At 38.4% G+C, this 17,632-nt stretch carries 16 protein-coding genes and 1 tRNA gene; 4 read left to right on the top strand and 13 right to left on the bottom strand.

Features of this window, described 5'->3' with window-relative positions:
* Positions 1 to 2: 2 nt before the first annotated feature.
* From B154_RS0105385 to B154_RS0105360, 6 genes are all read right to left on the bottom strand, one after another.
* On the bottom strand, positions 3 to 605 hold the full coding sequence (locus B154_RS0105385; protein WP_018612346.1) for a hypothetical protein: 603 nt from the start codon (positions 603 to 605) through the stop codon (positions 3 to 5).
* 139 nt (positions 606 to 744) lie between these two features.
* Positions 745 to 954, bottom strand: a complete 210-nt coding sequence (locus B154_RS0105380) for a dodecin family protein (RefSeq protein WP_018612344.1) — start codon at positions 952 to 954, stop codon at positions 745 to 747.
* A gap of 166 nt (positions 955 to 1,120) precedes the next feature.
* On the bottom strand, positions 1,121 to 2,416 hold the full coding sequence (locus B154_RS0105375) for a Xaa-Pro dipeptidase (RefSeq protein ID WP_071595260.1): 1,296 nt from the start codon (positions 2,414 to 2,416) through the stop codon (positions 1,121 to 1,123).
* A 193-nt stretch (positions 2,417 to 2,609) separates the two neighbouring features.
* A complete protein-coding gene (locus B154_RS0105370) occupies positions 2,610 to 3,479 on the bottom strand; it encodes a beta/alpha barrel domain-containing protein (protein ID WP_018612341.1) in 870 nt (289 codons plus the stop codon).
* A gap of 42 nt (positions 3,480 to 3,521) precedes the next feature.
* Positions 3,522 to 7,079: a chromosome segregation protein SMC gene (gene smc / locus B154_RS0105365; RefSeq protein ID WP_026259987.1), complete on the bottom strand. Its 3,558-nt coding sequence runs from the start codon at positions 7,077 to 7,079 to the stop codon at positions 3,522 to 3,524.
* 402 nt (positions 7,080 to 7,481) lie between these two features.
* Positions 7,482 to 7,799, bottom strand: a complete 318-nt coding sequence (locus B154_RS0105360; protein ID WP_018612337.1) for a hypothetical protein — start codon at positions 7,797 to 7,799, stop codon at positions 7,482 to 7,484.
* Positions 7,800 to 7,994: 195 nt separating this feature from the next.
* On the opposite strand from B154_RS0105360, the gene B154_RS0105355 reads away from it, so the two are divergent.
* Positions 7,995 to 8,078: transfer RNA gene (locus tag B154_RS0105355), tRNA-Leu, on the top strand.
* Between the two features lie 153 nt (positions 8,079 to 8,231).
* Positions 8,232 to 9,281 (top strand): site-specific integrase, encoded by a 1,050-nt coding sequence (locus B154_RS31275; RefSeq protein ID WP_026259986.1) that lies wholly within the window; start codon positions 8,232 to 8,234, stop codon positions 9,279 to 9,281.
* Here the strand turns inward: B154_RS31275 and B154_RS0105345 are convergent.
* Positions 9,276 to 9,515, bottom strand: a complete 240-nt coding sequence (locus B154_RS0105345; RefSeq protein WP_018612334.1) for a hypothetical protein — start codon at positions 9,513 to 9,515, stop codon at positions 9,276 to 9,278. The two genes, B154_RS31275 and B154_RS0105345, sit on opposite strands and share 6 nt — an antisense overlap.
* 51 nt (positions 9,516 to 9,566) lie before the next feature.
* Here B154_RS0105345 and B154_RS0105340 point away from each other — a divergent pair, with 51 nt between their 5' ends.
* Both B154_RS0105340 and B154_RS0105335 read left to right on the top strand, forming a co-directional pair.
* Positions 9,567 to 10,277: a glycosyl hydrolase family 95 catalytic domain-containing protein gene (locus B154_RS0105340; protein ID WP_157580483.1), complete on the top strand. Its 711-nt coding sequence runs from the start codon at positions 9,567 to 9,569 to the stop codon at positions 10,275 to 10,277.
* 539 nt (positions 10,278 to 10,816) lie between these two features.
* Positions 10,817 to 10,996: a hypothetical protein gene (locus B154_RS0105335; protein WP_018612330.1), complete on the top strand. Its 180-nt coding sequence runs from the start codon at positions 10,817 to 10,819 to the stop codon at positions 10,994 to 10,996.
* A 78-nt stretch (positions 10,997 to 11,074) separates the two neighbouring features.
* Here B154_RS0105335 and B154_RS0105330 read toward each other — a convergent pair whose 3' ends face one another.
* The 6 genes from B154_RS0105330 to B154_RS32170 all read right to left on the bottom strand — a co-directional run bounded on the left by B154_RS0105330 (position 11,075) and on the right by B154_RS32170 (position 16,020).
* Positions 11,075 to 11,902 (bottom strand): DUF6602 domain-containing protein, encoded by an 828-nt coding sequence (locus tag B154_RS0105330; protein WP_018612328.1) that lies wholly within the window; start codon positions 11,900 to 11,902, stop codon positions 11,075 to 11,077.
* Positions 11,886 to 12,362, bottom strand: a complete 477-nt coding sequence (locus B154_RS0105325; protein WP_018612327.1) for a M67 family metallopeptidase — start codon at positions 12,360 to 12,362, stop codon at positions 11,886 to 11,888. The genes B154_RS0105330 and B154_RS0105325 overlap by 17 nt, the downstream gene beginning before the upstream one ends.
* Positions 12,355 to 13,983 carry a ThiF family adenylyltransferase gene (locus tag B154_RS0105320; protein ID WP_018612325.1) on the bottom strand — a complete coding sequence of 543 codons (1,629 nt, stop codon included), beginning with the start codon at positions 13,981 to 13,983 and terminating at the stop codon, positions 12,355 to 12,357. The genes B154_RS0105325 and B154_RS0105320 overlap by 8 nt, the downstream gene beginning before the upstream one ends.
* Positions 13,976 to 14,923, bottom strand: coding sequence for a nucleotidyltransferase family protein (locus B154_RS0105315; protein WP_018612324.1), 948 nt, complete (start codon positions 14,921 to 14,923; stop codon positions 13,976 to 13,978). Before B154_RS0105315 ends, B154_RS0105320 begins: the two co-directional genes overlap by 8 nt.
* A gap of 187 nt (positions 14,924 to 15,110) precedes the next feature.
* Complete coding sequence (locus B154_RS0105310) at positions 15,111 to 15,635, bottom strand: discoidin domain-containing protein (RefSeq protein WP_018612321.1); 525 nt, start codon at positions 15,633 to 15,635, stop codon at positions 15,111 to 15,113.
* Positions 15,601 to 16,020 (bottom strand): hypothetical protein, encoded by a 420-nt coding sequence (locus B154_RS32170; protein WP_026259983.1) that lies wholly within the window; start codon positions 16,018 to 16,020, stop codon positions 15,601 to 15,603. The genes B154_RS0105310 and B154_RS32170 overlap by 35 nt, the downstream gene beginning before the upstream one ends.
* Between the last annotated feature and the right edge of the window lie 1,612 nt (positions 16,021 to 17,632).

Here is a 17,632-nt window from a genome sequence, read left to right as displayed (position 1 = left end):
TATCATACGGAAACATTTCCCTGCCGTTTTACAATAAAATTTATCAGCTCATCCATTGATATTGCTGCGCGGTTCAATGCGTCATTTATTTCATCTCTTGATACGCTGGCTGCAAAAGCTTTTTCCTTTACACGTTTTTTTACACCTTTTACATCCATTCCTTCATATCCATTTGGGCGCATAAGAGAGTAGGCATGTATCAGGCCGCTTAACTCATCAAAGGCATACAACATTTTATCCATTTTAGTTTCAGGCTGTACTCCAAAATGTGCCGGCCCATGCGATGCTATTGCCCTTATAATTTCAGGATCTACCTGTCTTGTTTCCAGTTCTTCTATTATTTTTCTGCAATGCTCTTCGGGCCATTGATCCCAGTCTGCATCATGCAGCAAGCCTGCCAGTTCCCATCTCCATTGATCATCTTCACTCAACTGCTCTTTTTCTTTTGCCCAGCATTTCATAAGAAAACCCACCTGCTTCATGTGCAATTTCAAACGGTCGTTCAAAACCCATTTGTTCAATAACGCTTCCGCTTCCTGCGGGGTTAAAACATTTCCATTGTCAGCCGGATTACCAAAAGAAATTCGATTTAGTTGTAAATTCATGGTTACAAACCTAAGGCATTAACTGAAATTTTCAGAAGATGAGACCGTCGAAAGATTACCGTAAATAATACATTCCATAGTAAAAAAGCTGTTGCAATTTTTTGATTACAACAGCTTTGAAGGGAATACACGGAATAACTTATTGTGTCGAATCGACCCTAAAAGAAATCTGGCAATCAACTCCAAACGTAGTGACTTTTCCATCTTTTACATGTGCTTTTATCTCCTTAACATAAACAGAGTCTATATTATGGATGGTCTTAGAAGTTTGCGTTACCGCATTGTGTATTGCATCTTCAATTCCTTTATCTGAAATTGAAATGATTTCAATAACCTTTACTATTTGCATAATAAACAATTTAAAAGATTAACAATTATCAAATTTAACTTTTTTTCTATATATTTTTAATTGTTTAAAAGCAATGTGTATATTTTTATTATTTACTGTAAAATCAATTGTACTGTTGGAGTTTATCTGAGTTTCTTTCGTCAGCCTCTAATAGTTATTTTGTTTTTCAATGTTTTAATTCATTCTTGTAAACTGTTCCATCTTTCATAACAAACTTTACATGTTCTAAAACCGTTATGTCATTTAAAGGATTGTTTTCAACAGCTATCAAATCAGCCCATTTACCTTTAGTTATTGATCCTGCTTTTTCTTTCCAACCGAGCAAGTCGGCCGCATTGATTGTTGATGACTGGATAGCTTGCATAGGAGTTAAACCAAATTTTACCATATAAAAAAATTGTTTCGCATTCCAGCCATGCGGGTATACGCCCGCATCTGTTCCGAATGCTATTTTCACTCCTGCTTTTACCGCCTTTTCAAAGTTTTCCCTTTGCAGTTTTCCTACCATTTTTTCTTTATTAATTATTTTTTCGGGATAGCCGAGTTTGGAATATTCACTTAAAATATAATCGTCATCATAAATATCGGAAACGAGGTATGTACCATTTTGCTTCATTAATTTAATGCCTTCATCATCAACAAGACTACCATGTTCAATAGATGCGACACCCGCCTTTACAGCCATTTTAATAGCCTCAGCTCCATGAGCATGAGCACAGGCTTTTCTTCCCCACATTTTGGCTTCACTAACTATTGCATTCATCTCCTCCTGCGAAAACTGCGGCCCGCCTACACTTTCTTCTTCAGACAAAACGCCTGCGCTCGCTCCAAACTTAATCACATCTGCGCCATATTTTATATTGTACCTTACCTGTTTTCTTAGTTCATCTACACCATTAGCAACACCACTCATTTGCTTTGGCATTTGCCAATCGAGAAATGGCGAAAAACCATTTAAATCTCCATGGCTCCCTGTAGAACCAATAAACAGTGTGGCAACTTCCATATGAGGACCTTCTACTTCGCCGTTGTTAATAGCATTTCTTAATGCAACATCTACAAAAGCCGGTGCTCCTACATCACGGCAACTGGTAAAACCTGCCTCAAGAGTACGCTTTGCGTAAATGTGTGCAGTAACAGCAATATCAATAGGTGATTTGCGAAAAATATCGCCATAATAATCTCCACTCGGCTGACTGGTAAGATGTGTGTGACAATCGATAAGACCAGGCAATACAACTGCGTTACTGAGGTCAATAACTTCAGCATTGGCAGGTATAGATAACGCAGAACCTATGTCGGTGATCATGTTGCTGTCAATTAAGATTACCTGGTTTGTAAGAACTGTTCCATTAACAACATCTATTACTTTACCTGCCTTTATCGCTTTTAGTTTGCCTTGGGCGACTGTAAAATTGTTTATTGTAAGAAAGGCCAGAATAGCAAATAAAAATCTTCTCATAAATAACATTAAAGAGGTTAAAATTTTAAAAAAAAATGCAGGACACGCTGCCCAAAGATAGGCAGGGGAAGGTTTTGATACCTGTGTAAAGGAGGTCGGTAATGTTTAAAAGCTGAAATAGCTTTTAAACATTTATAATGCAAATTTTTATTTTTATTATAGCGAAGAAATAAAGCGACAAAAGCGCAGTTTATTATACAAATATTTCTTCCGCTAATCTCAAAGATTCATGCATAGCTTCTTCATTGATGGAAGGAAGTAAATTGTAATTTTTAAAATAATCAATCATCCATTCTGTATTCATATTTCCGACAAGGTCGTCAGAGGCCATAGGGCAACCGCCAATACCTCTTAGAGCGCCATCAAATCTTTTACATCCTGCGGCTACAGCAGCTTCCAGTTTTTGTAACCAGTTAGCAGTGGTTGAATGCAGGTGCACTCCAAATGTAGCTTGTGGATATGTTGGTATTAATGTATTTAATGCAAAATCAATCTGGCCGGGAGTTGCCACTCCTACCGTATCCGCAAGTGATATAATCCCAATATCTCTTTTTACCATTTCATCAGCCCAATACAATAATATTTCATCATTGTACTCATCCCCGTAGGGATTGCCGAAGCCCATGCTGAGGTAAACAACCAACTGCTTATTATTTTTAAAGCAAAGGTTTTGTATGTCATCTACTCTTTGTACACTTTCTTCAATCGTGCTGTTTGCATTTCGTAATTGAAAGGTTGGGGAGATAGAAAAAGGGAAACCGAGGTAAGTTATATTATCATATGTAACCGCTTCCTGGGCGCCACGAAGATTAGCAACAATTACAAGCAATTTTGTTTTTATGCCTTCTAAAGACAATTGGCTTATTACTTCCTTTGTATCAGCCATTTGAGGAATTGCTTTTGGAGATACAAAACTGCCACAATCAAGCGTATGAAACCCAACCTTTAACAAGCTGGTTAAATATTGAACCTTTTTTTTAGTTGGAATAAAAGATTTCCAGCCCTGCATTGCATCACGTGGGCATTCTATCAAGTCAATTTTTTTACTATAATTTTCTATCATTCACCCAGCGTTTGACAATATTACCCAACCAGCTGCTTTTTATTATCCTACCGTAACCTTTTTTGTAGAGGCAGGCGTATCTACCAATCCCCTAAAATCAACGGGTACCAGCTTACTTACGCCCGGCTCCTGCATAGTCACACCGTAAATTACATCTACCGTACTCATTGTCTGTTTATTATGAGTGACAATAATGAACTGTGAGTTCTCACTAAACTGCTGTATCATTTTAGTGAACTTGCCCACATTTGCATCATCCAATGGCGCATCTACTTCATCGAGGATACAAAAAGGAGCAGGTTTAATCAGGTAGATAGAAAACAACAGCGCGGTTGCCGTTAAAGTCTTTTCTCCCCCACTCAACTGACCAATGCTGCTTGGCCGTTTGCCTTTGGGTTTTGCAATAATATCAATGCCACTTTCAGCAATATTAGATGGGTCAACAAGAATCAAATCACCCTGATCTTCTTCTGTAAACAGCGATTTGAATACCTTCTGAAAATTCTCCCTTACCTGGTTAAATGTATCTAAAAACTTTTGGTTGGCTGTAGTTTCTACTTCCTGGATTGTCTGTAATAAGCTGTCTTTTGCATTCACAAGGTCGTTCTTCTGCTCGACGATAAAGTCATACCGTTTCTTCATTTCCTGGAAGGCTTCAATGGCCGTCGGGTTCACCTCTCCCATATTTTCAAGCCTCTTCTTCATTCTCTCCGAGGCAGCCTCCAAATCAGGAACAGGGGTTTCGGTCGAACGAGGCTGATCAATAATTTGATCGAGGTTTATCTTAAACTCTACGTTCAGCCTTTCCTTCATACCAGCAAGCTGAAGCTTTAATTCGTTGAGCTTGTCTTTTATTTCGGTAAGAATATGGTCAATTATTTCCTTGCTTTTTACTTTATGACGTAACTCACTTTCCTTACCACCGAGCGCATTCCGCAGGTTGTAATAAGCCTGGTCTGCCTCATTCAGCTTTTTCTCTTCATCATCTTTCATTCTCATTAAATTGACAAGAAATTCATCATTATCATTTAATGTTGCTTCATTTTCAGCTATGTTGTTTGTTGCCTCTTTTAATTGAATCTCATTATTCCCAATTTGCTGGTTTAAATCATTTAACTGGTTGCGCTTGAATTGGAGCTCTGTTTTTAAAGCAGATATTTTACTTTGCTGACGGGTAAACTGAAGATTGCTTTCATTGAACTGCCTGTTCACTTCGCTATAATCCTGTTCGGCTAGCTTATAATCCTGTTCTTGCAGCTTCATGTCATTGGCAGAACTCTGCAACTGCTCATTCAGGTTAGTAAGTTGCTCTCTCACATCAGCAATGGAATCCTGGTTAACCTCAAGGTTTTCTTCCAGTTCATCCAGCTTTTTCTTACTACTGTTTTGCATCGCATTAAAATTTTCAATCTTATTCTGCAATGCAAACAATTGGTTAGTAAGGTTGTTTATTTCCTGTTGAGTTTGTTTGATAACATTCTCTTTTAACTGGTCGTTGTAAACAATCACTTCATTGTGCCGGGCCTGTATATCAGCTTTTAAACCATTAACAACCGCTTCCTGTGCAACTATTTGTTCATGTAATTTTTCCAGGTTTTTAGCACGACCTATTTTCTTTCCTTCAAACAAGCCTACACTTCCACCGCTTAATGAAAACTTTCCTTTTACAAACTTGCCGTGCTTTTCAAGAACGATACTGCCGTTGCTGTCCTGCAATGCGTCTTCTCCTTCGGCAATGTAAACATTGCACAAAAGGTATTCAGCAAGGTGCTTATATTTATCTTCTACCTCAATGAGGTCAAGCGCACGTATAGTATTTGCAGGTTGATGCTCTTCGACTTTTTTATAATTATTAACGCTATCTAACAAAAAGAAATTTGCTTTGCCTTTTTGATTCGCATCTAAAAGATAAACGGCCTGCATACCTTCTTCGAGGTCATTTACTACGTAATAATTAAGATAAGGCTCAAGAACATTTTCAACTGCCGCACGATATTCTTCTTTTACGTAGATAATATCCGACAGAATAGGCGAGGTATGATTCCATTTTGGGTTTTTGTGCAGAAACTTTACACTCTCCGGGTAGCCTTCCATTTTGTCAATCAAACTCTTCAGTAAAGCGTGTTCGTTGCGTTTTGCATCCAGCTTGCGGTTTTCCTCAGCAAGTTTGTTACGTAACCCTTCCATCTTTTGCTGTGTCTCAAGGATCTGCTGCTTTGTAGCTTCATGCTGCTCCTGCAATTGGCGGAGATCTACCCTCTTATCCTCCAATTCATGCTCTTTATCAATGCGTTGTTCTTCCAATTGTTTCAACTGGCCTTCACGCTGTTGCCTTTCATCATTCAATTGCGTCAACCCCCTTTGAAGGTTTTGAATAGATGCATCAGCAACCGCCACTTTCTTTTCTGCATCAAACTGTTTCCGTTGAATCTCCTGGTATTGTCGGCGCAACTGGTCGATCGTGACACGTTTGTCATCAAACACCTGGCGTTTAACCGCTACATCCATTTTCATCTCATCCAACTGCTGCTGAAGGTTACCGAGCTTTCCTTCCTCGTCACTTAACTGTTGTACAGTAAACTCAATTGATTCATCAATACCAATTAACTGACCTTGCGCTCTTTCAAGAAACGCTTTAATACTGCTTTCCTTTTCCTTAAGGTATTGCAGCTTTTGCGTCGCAAGTTTCTTTTCATTTTCATGCGTTCTGAGCTTCTGCACCAGGTCGTTAAACTCGTGCTGCAAACTTTGCAACGCTCTTTCTTTCTCAATAAAACCTACTTTTTCCTGTTCAATTACTGCTTCTTCAGTAGCAATCTCTGCCTCAAGACGTATTTTTTTGTCTGTCTCAGTTTCCTGTTGTTCGTTTAGTTCCCGGTAAGTATCATTAAAACCTTCCAGCGAAGCCTTTGCCAACTCGACAGAGATCTCTTTATAATCCTTCTTTATCTCGTAGTACTTCTCCGCCTTTTTCGCCTGGTTCTCAAGAGTTTTTAACTGATTATTGATTTCAAACAATAAATCCTCTATACGATTAAGGTCTCCCTCGGTGGCATCCAATTTTGCCTTCGCCTCTTTTTTACGGGTTTTGTAAATGGTAATACCGGCCGCCTGCTCTAGCATACGCCGGCGGCTGTTTTCCTTATCACGAATGATATCGTCGACCATCCCCAATTCTATAATAGCATAACTGTCGGTACTTACACCCGTATCCATAAAAAGGTTATGAATATCTTTCATACGACAACTAACATCGTTCAAGCGATACTCACTGTCGCCATTTTTATAAAATTTACGAGTTACAGTTACGGTGCTGAATTCTGTTGGCAGAAGGTTTTTTGTATTCTCAAAAGTCAGGCTTACCTCAGCAAGACCGCTTGCACTACGTGTTCGGCTGCCGTTAAAAACCAACGCCTCAAGGTTTTCGCTTCGCAACGCACTAATCTTTTGCTCGCCAATAACCCACCTGATACTGTCAATAATATTGCTCTTGCCGCAACCGTTCGGTCCAATGATTCCGGTAATACCCTCGTCAAAGTTCACCACCGTTTTATCGGCAAAACTCTTAAACCCCTTGATTTCTAATGACTTTAATCTCACTTCACACAATTTATAACTGCGAACTTAGTTCAAATGCCTTGGGAATCGAAATATGAAAAAAAGAGTGTGAAAAGGTTGTGGATAGAAAGGCTGAACTTAATATTTCTACAGTTGCTCCTGAATTTTACATTTCTCTTTAAGATGAATAGTTGTCCTTTTATACTAAAAAAATTATAAACTAATCTTTTTAGCCCTCCTTAGATACATTATTTTTAAGAAGCAGGTTCTGACTTTACAGCAACCATGACTTATAGAAACAAAATTAGGCAAGAATATTTATAAATGCAGATGCATTAATATTGGGATAAGATAAGAATATATTTCAATTAGTACGTTTTATAAATAATGATCAAGTGAAAAGAACATAATTTTTTTACACTCATCGCACTTTATATAAACTAATTACATACCTATTCCAAACGTTTTTTGTATCCAACCTGTATAATAACCAATAGCTATTAAAACAATAATAATAATAAGTATTATCAGCAAAATAGTACCGATCGGGGTTTTTCGCTGTTTTGAATATACAGTTCTGTTTTGGTTAACTTCTGTTGAATTTAATGCTCTTGCTTTAATCACTTTACCTGAGTAGCGGGTTGAAAAGGTTTCCACTTCTGCCTGGCTGTTAACCACTTGTTCAGCCACAAAAAACTCTTTATTGTCAGTAATTTCGAAAGCCTGAACAACAACAGGAAACTGGTCTTTACTTAGTTCCATATTAGTATGATTAAAAATTAATTAAAAGCAATAATTTTGAAATGTAAGATGCAATAATATTGCCATGGGGCAGTGCCATTATTTGTGTGGCAGGCGAGATACCTAAGACATAGAAGGTCTTGCATCAAAGGTTATTTGAGTTTGCTATATCTTTTTCTATATTTGCAGCTTCTGCAGTTTTAGAATAAAAAGACTGCCCAAGTGGCGAAATTGGTAGACGCACTGTGTTCAGGTCGCAGCGTTCGAAAGGATGTGCTGGTTCGAATCCAGTCTTGGGCACTTGATAACCCTTGTACTTCTTTGAATATCATTGATTTACAAGGGTTTTTTGTTTCCCGTTCGTCATTTTTTACCGCTTTTTTTCGCTTTCTACCTCCTATTATGGCGAACAAACGGCGAACAGGTTGGCGAACACTTTTTTATATTTGTAATATGAATATAAATATTTCGTCCAAGCCGTCGAGAGACAATAAAAAGCTTTGGTACTATTTAGAATGGGGTAAGTCCACCGGGCAACGGAAAGCTACTGGAATTTTTAGTTGGATAAAGCCAAGGAATCAGGTAGAGAAAAACCATAATAAAGAAGCGCTTATAATTCTGGATACGAAGAGGTCGCAGATGGTGCTCGACCAGCAATCAATAAATTCTTCATACGTTCCGCAGCATAAACTCAAAGCAAACTTCCTGGATTACTATTCTGATTATATCAAGGCGAACCGAAAGGCTGGAAACCGACATTTAGAAACGAGCCTTACGGCGTTCAAGAACTTTCTTAAGAAAGATTTTATTTCTGCCATTGATATTACCGAAAATTTGTGCGAAGGATTTCGAAACTATTTGCTAATAAAATATAATGGGGAAACTCCCGCTAACTACTTTATGCGCTTTAAACGCGTGTTAAAAGCTGCAAAAAAAGATGGATATTTCAGAATCAATCCATCAGAAGATGTAGTTGCCAAGTCAAATAAAAACAAACACCTAAAAGAGATCCTCACAGAAGACGATTATATTAGATTGATGAACACCCCATGCACCAATTACGAAGTAAAAAAAGGCTTTGTTTTTTCTCTGTATACAGGATTGCGATGGGCAGACGTCAAGCCTTTAAAGTGGGAAAATGTTAAGGAACATTCTATTGTACTCGTACAAGTTAAAACGGGTGTACGGCTTGAAGTACCGTTACATGAAATAGCCTTACAAATAGCGGGTGAAAGAAAAGAAGGTTTCGTTTTTCATTTGCCGACTCAGGACGGTGCAAACAAAGTTTTGGGTAAATGGGCATTGGATGCTAAACTGGACAAGCACATTACCTGGCACTGTGCTCGCCACAGTTTTTCTGTTTTACTTCAACAAAAAGGTATTGATCTGGCAACCGTTGCAGGTATGCTTGGTCATACGACAACAAAATATGTTCAACAAACTTATAAAAGGTACTTGCAGGATAGTGCTAAAGAAGCTATTAAGAAGCTTCCTACTTTATAGTTTAAGCTTCTTCGCAGCGTCATCGTATTTTGTAGGAGCGGCTGATAATATAAGATCAAGGTCTTCTTTTTTATAATATCCGTTGTTATTTTTAAATATGCCATATTCCTCACATTTCTTCGCAAGCTGAGTGCGGCCAAGGTTACAATAAATCATAGCTTCTTCCGGTTTTAGGTACGGTTTGTAACATATTGCAACAGCCTTCATTACTGCTTTGTCACTATACTTCATCATAACTCGCTCACTTTAAGATTTTGTGATAAATCATGCCTAATACCTTTAGGATTGGGCCGAAGCGACTTCAAATTTACTTCGTGCTTTTATATATTTCCTGTTCAAAATATAGACAGGAATAACTCCTTCGCAAAACAATTGCTCAGTCATCGTGGCGATGTTAGTACTGGTTGGTCTATGGCGTGGAAGATAAACTGGTGGGCACGGTTGCACGATGGTGAACATGCTTATAAAATTCTAAGTTCAGCTTTCACCTATATCGACCCTAACGAAAAGCGTGAGGTGATGGGCGGTAGTGGCACTTATCCCAACCTTTTTGATGCACATCCGCCTTTTCAAATTGATGGAAACTTTGGTGCAACAGCCGGCATTACCGAAATGCTTTTGCAAAGTCACGACGGACAAATTTCATTGCTACCAGCGTTGCCTGCTGCTTGGCAAACAGGTTCTATAAAAGGCATTAAGGCAAGAGGCAATTTTACAATTGATATTAACTGGAAAGATGGCAGGCTTGTTCAAAGCAAGATATATGCTGCTTTAGGTGGCAACTGTCGTTTACGAGCAACTGGTCCCGTCAAAGTGGTTGAAACTAAATCTACCCCTGCAACCGGCGACAATCCCAATCCATTAAATACCGCTTACGGCAAATCCGCTTACATAAAAAATCCAAGCGCAAAGTTGCAGCAGATTAACACCGACAAAGGCTACGTAATTGATTTTAAAACCCAGAAAGGAAAGACCTATACAATAGTGCCGGTATAACAATACAATGTCAGATTGAGCCTGTCGAAACCGAGCTTGTCGAAGTGTTGCTCATCATACTAACGCTGTTCATCAAGGCTTCATCAAGCTCAGCCTGACATGCTTGTTACTTGCCTGTTATTTGTCACTCTGATTTTATTATGTGTCACACTGAGCTCGCTTGTTTGTCACACTGAGCCTGTTACTTGTCACACTGAGCCTGTCGAAGTGTTTATGTTACCAGCATAAGTAACATTACTCATCATCGTTGTGGAAGAGCACTTGTACGTTCGCCTATCCTTCGTCATTGTGAGGAGGAACGAAGCAATCTACTTTCTTTAAGCAGATTGCTTCGTTCCTCCTCGCAATGACATTTGTTTTTCTTTGTAACACTGACCTGTACCCGTTTATCACACTAAGCTTGTCGAAGTGTTGTTTATGTTACCAGCATAAGTAACATTACTCATCATCGTTGTGTCACTCACTGTACGTCCGCCTATGCTTCGTCATTGCGTACAGCAGGGAAGGATTTTTTTATATTTGCATTAAAAATAACAGAAATGGCGGATCAAACTGAAGTGGAAAAACTTAAGGAAAATGTACATCAATTGGAAAGGTCTGTGGCCCTTTTAAAAGACAGAACAGGACACTTGCAAAGCGAACTGGCACGAATTTCGGACTTGTTAACTCAAAAAGTATCTGATCTAGAGAGGAAGATCGAAAATCTTTCTTCCACCTAAGGCTTCGCGACAAAATGATAGAACTTCGATAGCTAACGACAGCAATAGCTATCGAAGTTTTGTGACAAAAGCAATTTTTTAAATTTGTTCATCAACTTCTTCACCTATACTTTTTAAGTACGCGTTCAAATTGATTGCAGGAATTGTTCCTATTGCCTGTTGTAGATATCTTGTCAACTGCATAAAAAATGTGACCATAGAATGTTCCGGTTTGCTAAACTCAACAGAACTAAATTTCCTCTTTTGGTAGAACTCTAAGTAAGCATCTTGCCCAACCTTTTCGATTTCTTCATTTGGCTTATAGTCAACATAAAAACTTCCGTAATCTGCAATGCAACCCAAGTCGATAGTTTTTAAGTTTTGCAAAGATTGAATATGACCCACCAGAGTGTTATTGTTTTTATGTGAAAAAGAATTTGTGCTAGTTAAAATGCCTCCTACAATTTTCGTTAATGGCCGCGCATCAAATTTTTTTCCTCCGTTTATAAAACTTGCTGCTTCCCGTTTTAATACCCTAACACTTTCAATTTTATCCCCTGCATATTCGATATAGTTTTGTTTATCTACATTACCTTGTATGTCTGGCTTAACTTCAAATACAGCATATACTCCTTCAGCGGGTATATAATAAAAACCGTTTTGAGAAAAAATGAATGGAGTAAACCAATTATCATATATCACGATGTCCATTTGGTGGCTAATGCTACCCTCGTGATCTATTACAATGGCTTTATCAACTGAATATCTATTTGGCAAATATTTTCTCAACCATTCGATCCAAGCGTTTTCTAACGAATCACCCTTTGAACCGGGATGTTCAATAAATTCTCTGTTAGTATTAAGTTGTGCGGACATTTGTTTCTGCAATCCATTAAATAGTTGTTTTAGTTCAATCTTGTTTGGCATACTGGATTAATTTGTTTTCAAATAATATATAAAACTGCTCGTTATAATTCTTTCCGTCGTAGGCTACTATAAGCATCAATGGTGTTTGTATCCTTACATTTTCGCTTTGAGCAATTCTGATCATCGAACCTAAGTCTTTTTTGCTGGGATAAGGAGGGGCGTCACAATGAGAGTGCCATTCCCCTAAATACATTACCTCTCCATTATTTCTTTTGAAAACGTTGGATAGCCAATTGTTTAGAAAAGCAGATATACGGTAAAACCAGAACCGATTACTTTTAAACTTTTCTGGCATCATAATTTCAACAATCAGTACGGAGTTGTTATCTAATAGTTTGCCGACAAATATTCCACCGCATTCAACCGGATAAAATTTCGCTACCTGTACTTTTATTTCTTCAAATATTTGGTAGGGCAGCATTATGACCAAGCCGTCGCTATTAATGTATCTTCTATACATTATAGTCAATTGAGTAAGTAGCAGGATGGCTTTCTACTTGTGATTTCTTCACAAAAAAGCTATTTATCGGTATATCTTTTTTAAATCGATTGTTCATTTCAGCTAAAGCAAGCATTAATAATGTGTTTATATCGACAAAGGATGCTCTAAAAGTCGGGCTCCAGCATCCGGTGCCTACGAAGAACTGTTCGGTCTTACCTGTTGAAATCCTATTAAATAATGCATTTTTTATCAAATGAATATTACCATACCCCGTGACTACAGCTAAATCTTTTGCTTCGTCCGTGATTGAAAGATTAATAATTTGTCCAGGAATTCCCATCTCATCCAACATTATCGAAAGATATTTGTCCGTACTGCAATCAAAAATAAAATCGTAATTGCTTAATTTGGCTTTTAATTCTTGGTAAAGTTTATGCTCTTTACGAACTGGCTCAATATTGTTCAACATTTCTATTTCAGTGAAGGGAGAGATTTCGATACCCTGTTTGTACAAGTGGAATACTTTTGAAGCGTAGCAGTTTGTAAAGTCAAGTGCCGCACGGCAAACATTTCCCGGTTCAACAAGGTCTCCGTCACTTATTGTAATATTTCGACAGCCACCCCGAATAAGAGCTTTAAAGAAACAACTTCCAATAGCTCCCACTCCAATTATGAGTATTTTTTTGTCTGTCAGTTGTTTTCCAAGCTTCCCCCTTCCAAACATTCTCTCGTAGCTAGCATTTGAGGTTTGACACCACTGAATCGTCTTCTCGGCGCCCAGGCGTAGATGAAATTTTTGATTTATTACTTCAACGGGAAAGCTTTCATATTTTACGTATATAGTCTCCCAATGAACCTCGGTATCATTATTTATCGGAACATCATAACCAACCGCCAGAATAAAACCATCACTAAAAGCAGAAATTTTTTTAAAATTGAGAGAGGCTTCATAAAGGGCGGTCATCTGCGAGGCATTGAATAAGTTGAGGAGGTCGACCCATTCCTCTATTGTTTGCCGTCTCGAAATAACGGGTGGCTGGTTTAATTTAACCCACAGTCCTGCATATGTACCTTTGATAGCATTCTTTTTAAAACTTTCCGACCACCTGCTTTCTCTATTGCCGAGATTTCGAACAATGTAGGATGCAGAAGTGGTCCCATTGTTTTGATACTCTTGGAGTATACCATAGGTAAAACTTCCATAATCACGAACGATGGGCGACTTAAATCTATCCTCGTCGAAAATAAAGGGAATTGGCTGAGGGTTATTAAATGTCAGGTATTCATAGTGTTCATCGGATTCTTCATTAATGTAATATTTTTCCACCCATCTTTGAAGCTTTTCTAATTCTAGTGTCAATCTATCTGCAATTGTTGCGGCTGGGGCTGCAACTAGACAAAGATTGCCGTTATGCATCTGGTGATTATAACCTGAAATATTTGTACATACAAACATTAACCCTTGCAAGGGAAAGTCCGGCGAGATTAACACATTAACAATTAGCGTTTCTTTTGAAGTTGGGATATGAAACTCCGCAACACCTACACCCGACTCTAGTCTGGCAACCTCTTTCGTTACCTTAATCCACGAGGTTGCCTGCAAAATCTGGTTGATTAAAAGCAGATCATCATTATCCAAAGTCTTCGTCGTTTAATTGATCAGGTTTTTTGCTGGCGCCAATAATATACGCGCTTTTATTTTCTTCCTTACAGGGGTATTCAGTATTTACAGGAAAATACCGTTCAATAGATTTCTCATTTTTCTCCAAGTCTTCCAACATCCACTTGCTGGTTTCAGAAATGGAGTTTTTTTGAAAATCTTCAAGGGAGTCGCTTACAATATTATTAGTGTTTCCCGGATCAACTAAACGGACAGTCTTAATGTTGTCTCTAATGTAGGTAAGCACATGCTTTAATTTTGACCATCTATCCGATGCACCTGCATATCCTTCAAGTGCTTTAATTACAATAAGCTCTATAACAAAAGATTTTATTTGTCCATTATTGCGGCGCTTCCAAATTTTAAAAAGCTTTATTGTTTCTCGTGCTACAGAGTTATTCCTAATATTATCAATCTGTTTTTCAATATTAGTCTTAAGTGTCGTAGCCTTACTGTTCCCGTTGCGCCTGTCGTTCACAAACAAATTAAGATCCCCATCTTTTTCATAATCATTTATTTCTCTTCCTGGAACTATATCCAGATCGAGTAGTTTTCCATCCACAAAAAAAGTTAGTCCTATAGCTACCTTTTGCGCTTTTACTTCTAATAGCGACGTGTCTTTTTTTCTGTATTCCGTATCGTAGTATTTATACAAATCATTATAGATCTTCTCTAGAGCATCGGCTTCATCTTTTGAAAAGGGAACTACAAGATCCATATCGAATTTAATATTTACGGCAGTAAATTTCTTGTAAGAGCCGGAATGGAGAATCTGATATATCTCGCCTTCAAACTTCTTTTTTAAATCTTCCCGCACCTTACCTCTTTTATTACGATAAGCGGTCATCAAATCCTCATTGTTCTCAATATTATGGGACTTTAAAACACAATCAAGATGTCTGTTTCGATATTCCGACATATTACTAATTTTAAGGGTTTTATAACACAAAAAGTATGCTGCCAACAGCCTCTCTGCCAGATTAACATATTCGAATAGTGGTAGTTACAAGAAGCTACTCGAAAGGTATTCGCTGCAGGGGCTACCATCAGTACAAGTGAGTGACACAACGATGTCGCCATAAAAAACTACTGCTGGTCCCCAAAAATTACTTCTGCAAATACAGCCCGACCTTTTTCAAGGCTACGTATCCACTTGCTTTGGTAATGGTAATCTTTACTTTCCACACGGTTTCTGTTGGAAATTTGTCAACCTTACGAGCACCTACGGTTGTGCCTTGAGATAATAGTTTCCAGTCGCTGTTTACCTGGCCTTCTACTTTATAGGCTTGTATGCGTGGACCGAGTTCCATCACCTCTGCGAGCTCTACGGCGTTAACATCAACAGGGTTTTCCATGTCGAGTTCGAAGGTTGCAGTGGTTACTTTATCGTTGGTAGCCCAATAAGTTTTAGGGTTTCCATCTAATGCGCGTTCGGGTATAAACTGGGTTGTGTTTCCGCGGGTGTTGCTTGCTGAAACTGGTCGGTGCAATGCAAGGTTTTCTCCCATCACGGGGTCTGTATCTTTAGGCAACGGAGGCAAAGGTTTTAATGACTTATTTGTAAACATGCTTGCGGTATTTGAAGCATAGCCAATATTATTTAAAGCGGGCTGACCTAAACGTTCGTGCAACTGTGCGAGGTAGAGCTTTTTGAGGAGCAACCGGCGTACCATGCGAATCGAAATAACCTTCTTCTAATATGGGAGCGGAATCGAATAGTCGTGCAGTTTTTAGTCGCGAACCAATATTACCAATTGCCCAGTTAGCTGCGCCGGGAGGATTTTGAATGATGTAAGTTTTAGCAATGTTGGGGGCAACACCCCAACCCATTGTCCATCCATCTCCCGAGCCTGCAACGCCGCGGTTTAAAAAGTCCATACCGCCTTCGAGCAAAGTGCAGTTATCGAACAACAGCCCGGTAGCCCAACGTTGATGCGGCTGCAAACTGCTTCCCCATCGTTTGGACCTGCGATAAGACTGCTTGTCACACGAAATAAGTATTTCCACCTGTGGCATCGCATACTGTGTAAAATTGGTGGAAAGAGCCCGATGTTAAAAAGGTCGTTGGACAAAGAGAAAGAGTAACTATACGAAGTGAATTTTATCCGCTTCTCCTAATATTTATTACTAAACAGTTTAACCATTTCGCGTTTCCATGTGAATAGGATAGGTTAGGGAAACAGCGCTTTCTGATTTGGTTATTTACAACCGAATTATGCAATAAAATTCAGGATCAGGAATAGCGATATAGGGATGTATCCAATAATTAGAAAATACATTGCGAAGAACAAGAGACAACAGGGAAATTCATCAGACCGTTTGGGGCAGTTAATACAGTAGATAACGTTTGAAAGTTCCGTTATTCTTTATCAAAGATTAGAGTTGTGGGCTACCGGTATTTATCCCCCTTGCTAGTGAAAAAACCCCTCATTTAAAGCAATGGGAAGGTGAATGGCTGGGTATGACTATGGGATTAGAAAAGTTGAAATTTTGATTAATTCTCTATCCCGTATTTCAACAGCTACGCAGGAGATTTTCTGCAGAATTAAACGTGCTTTTTTCTTTCACCCGCCAGTCTAAATTAACCCTAAAAGAACTAACGAAAACAGGTAAAACAGATTTCAATTTTTATAAAAAAATCTTTCATCGTTCGCCCTTGAACCTTCAACGGGTGACGAATTTCCAGGAGACTTGCGAAAGTACATTTTAAAAAAACACGGTCTAAATTGAATGGTAAGAAATATTAAAAATGATGCGGGAGGTTATCAATTAGCAACTAATACAGCAAAGCAGTTAGTAGTATTCCGAAAGACATCAGATCATTCAATATTGCAGCAAAGGAAGCTATGGTTCTTGAAGGATTTTTTGACATCCTTTCTTTCATTATAATGCAAAAAATTCTCTCGACGTTGAGGCAAATTAAGTTGTTTTAGGCCCTTTGTGTTTGCTCGAAAAAGCGGTGATTTTATGAAAAATATGAACAGATTAAACTGTATTCAGACCATGATAAAACTGGACAAAATTTCAGATGGTATACATTATCCCTGTGCAAGAAATAAAAAGTTGAAAAGCAACTATATAAAAATTTCAAAGACTTCAATAATTGAAAATGAAAACTTGAAAAGTCCAAAGAAAAGGTGGAAAATGCTATGTTCTGTCAGTTTCTGACTTCCTGCGCCTACGTTACTAATTTAAAAACAGAACAGACTTTATCGAGTCATAAATAAAATAGAGACTGAGTAATGCGAATCGAAGAAAGATAGAGCTAAAACTAGAAGATTGCCACGTACCGGCAATCGGCCAGATGTACGGTTGTATCACAACCGCGTCAGCCGCCCTTACTCCGAAGTCGTGGTCGATGCCGATGAAATATCCATGAGCGGCGCTCACTTTACTGAATGAAAATTGTGAGGCTGTTTATAATCATTTTAATTTTATTTAAAAGTTTATTATTATGAGAAGCGATGTTATCAAAGCTTGCGGGCTTGATGTGCATCAGGCCTCTGTTACAGCCTGTATTATGCGTCAAGGGGTTGAGCGACAAATCAAGACTTTTGGTGCTACTACAGTTGAACTTTTGTCTTTAAAGGCATGGCTACAGCAACAAGACATTACTCATGTTGCCTTA

The sequence above is a fragment of the Segetibacter koreensis DSM 18137 genome (assembly GCF_000374045.1).
Lineage (GTDB): Bacteria > Bacteroidota > Bacteroidia > Chitinophagales > Chitinophagaceae > Segetibacter > Segetibacter koreensis.
The sequence above is the reverse complement of the archived record's forward strand: the minus strand, read 5'-3'. Positions and strand labels throughout refer to the sequence as shown.